The sequence below is a fragment of the Streptomyces sp. NPDC004752 genome (genome assembly GCF_053601275.1).
In genome coordinates this window covers 1-2,359 of record NZ_JBSGBN010000288.1, presented here as the reverse complement: position 1 = coordinate 2,359, position 2,359 = coordinate 1, and the positions used below count along the sequence as shown (strand labels likewise).

The following is a 2,359-nucleotide window of genomic DNA, read 5'->3' as shown; positions in this document are numbered from 1 at the left end:
CGTCGGCATCGCGGTCCGCCGCCCCAAAGCGTCCACCAAAGCACTCGATGTGATGGCCGACATCACGATCGAACACTCCCTGTAGAAGGAACACACCTGTGCCTCACCACGACGCCTCCCGGGCGATAGACCTGGCCGTCCTCGACATGGCCGGTACCACCATCGCGGACAACGGCACCGTCGAACGGGCCGTGGACGAGGCCCTGTCCCTGGCCGGCCTCGACGCGATCACCCCGGAAACCCTCCGCCCGCTGCGCGGCATGGCGAAGACCGACATGTTCAGCCGCCTGGCGCCCGATGCCCACAAGGCCGCCGAAGCGCACCGCAACTTCATCGACCTCATGCTCAAGGCGGTGCTGGCGGGTGAACTGACCGCCAAGGACGGCGCCGAGAACGTCCTCACGGGCCTGCGTGAACGCGGCGTCAGGACCTGCCTGATGACCGGCTTCGACGCCGCCGTCCAGGACGCACTCCTCGACACCCTCGGCTGGCGGGACCTGGTCGACCTCACCGTCGCCCAGTCCGGAACGCTCCGTGGCCGCCCCTACCCCGACCTGATCCTTTCCGCCGTCATCCAGCTAGGCATCGACGCGGTCCAGCGCGTCCTCGTCGCCGGTGACACCGTCAACGACCTGCTCGCCGGTACCCGCGCCGGAGCCGGCCACGTCATCGGCGTCCTCGGCGGAGCACACGACCGCGAACAACTCCAGGCTGCACCGCACACAGCCATCGCGGCCAACCTGAAGGACGTGCTCGACCTCGCCTAGGGTCACTGCCGGTCGGGGAGACTCGGACCGTGCGCCGGAGCGGCCAAGGCGTGTATGCCGAACCGACCGGGCACATGTCGAACCGACCGAAACACGTGTCGAACCGACTGGGCGCACGTCGAACCGACCGGCCAGCTGAACGGCGACCCTACGGAGCGTCACCCCCACTCCCCGGTACCGGGATTGATGTCGATGACCGCCGGGCCTGAGCGTATCCGCGGGCCCGCTGCCCACGAGGCCGCGGACGCCATCCCTAGGTAGCCCGAGCCCGGCCCGTACGCCACTCACACTTCATCCTGCTCAAGATCTTCAACAACTGGGACGTCTCATGCCCTTGCCCTACCGCCCGGCGCGCTACAACGTCGACGACCGCCGTGACGCGGACTCCCCGGCGTTCATGACGGGGACGCTGCCGCCCAAGGTGCCCGATGTCTTCGATCCGATCCTGCGCCGTGCCGTGGACTCGGTTCTGGGCCAGTTCACTCCGATGGACCTGATCGGCTCGCATCAGTACCGGGGTGCCGAGCGCGACCAGGCCGCCGCGGCGCGGTTCGTGGCCCGCCGGTTCCCGCAGCCGCCGGACCTGGAGCGGATGGTCGTCACCAACGGCACCCAGAGTGCGCTCATGATGCTCATGTCCGGCCTGGTCGGCCGTGGCGGTGTGCTGGCCGTGGAGGAGCTGAGCTATCCGCCGGTGAAGGTGTTCGCCGACACGCTCGGTATCCGGCTCGTTCCCGTGCCGATCGATGCCGAGGGGATGCTGCCCGACGCCTTCGCGGGCGTCTGCGCAGCCCATGCTCCCCGCGCGGTGTACACGATGCCGAGCCTGCACAATCCGACCACGGGCACGATGAGTGTGGAACGCAGGCAGAGCATCGCCGAGACCTGCCGCCGGTACGGTGTCCAGGTCATCGAGGACGACATCTACGGTGTGCTCCCGCCCAGTTCGCCGCCCGCCCTGTCCTCGTTCGCACCCGAGCTGGCCTGGTACATCGTGGGAACGGCCAAGTGCATCGCGCCGGGTCTCAAGATCGCCTATGTCGTCGGGCCGGGCCAGGACGAGACCGGCGCGCGGTTCTGGCCCGGTGTGCGCGCCACCTACTGGATGGCCGCTCCGCTCAACGCCGCCGTCGCCACCGAACTGGTCGAGACCGGCCGGGCCGATGAGATCATCCAGGCGGTACGCGAGGAGATCGCATGGCGCCAGGAACGCGTGGCCGAGGCCCTGGCCGACGCCGACTATCGCGCGACCTCGCACAGTCCGCATGTGTGGCTGTCGCTCCCGCCGGCCCTGCCGCGCGGCGAGTTCGTCCAGGCCGTCCTGAAGCTGGGTGCCGAGATCGGGGCGAGTGACCAGTTCGCCCTCACCCCCGACGTCAGTGTTCCCAATGCCGTCCGTTTCGGAGTCGGCGGTCCCCGGACACGGGAGACCTTCACGGCCGGACTCGACGCCGTCGCCACCGCCCACCAGGCCAACTAGCCACCACCCGCCGCACGGCGCAAAGGAGCAGCACATGTCCCACACCCGGATCTGGACCGACATCGACCTGGATGCGGAGGGCCGGCAGGAAGGCTATCTGCGGCTGCCGCAC

Annotated in this window: 2 protein-coding genes; both read left to right on the top strand. The window is 69.1% G+C overall.

Annotated features, from left to right (window positions below; all coding sequences use genetic code 11):
* Positions 1-98: 98 nt before the first annotated feature.
* Positions 99-767 carry an HAD family hydrolase gene (locus tag ACWEKM_RS46400; RefSeq protein ID WP_451627344.1) on the top strand — a complete coding sequence of 223 codons (669 nt, stop codon included), beginning with the start codon at positions 99-101 and terminating at the stop codon, positions 765-767.
* A 328-nt stretch (positions 768-1,095) separates the two neighbouring features.
* The gene (locus ACWEKM_RS46395) at positions 1,096-2,247 is read left to right on the top strand and encodes an aminotransferase-like domain-containing protein (RefSeq protein ID WP_451627343.1); all 1,152 of its coding nucleotides are present in this window, start codon (positions 1,096-1,098) and stop codon (positions 2,245-2,247) included.
* Positions 2,248-2,359 lie beyond the last annotated feature (112 nt).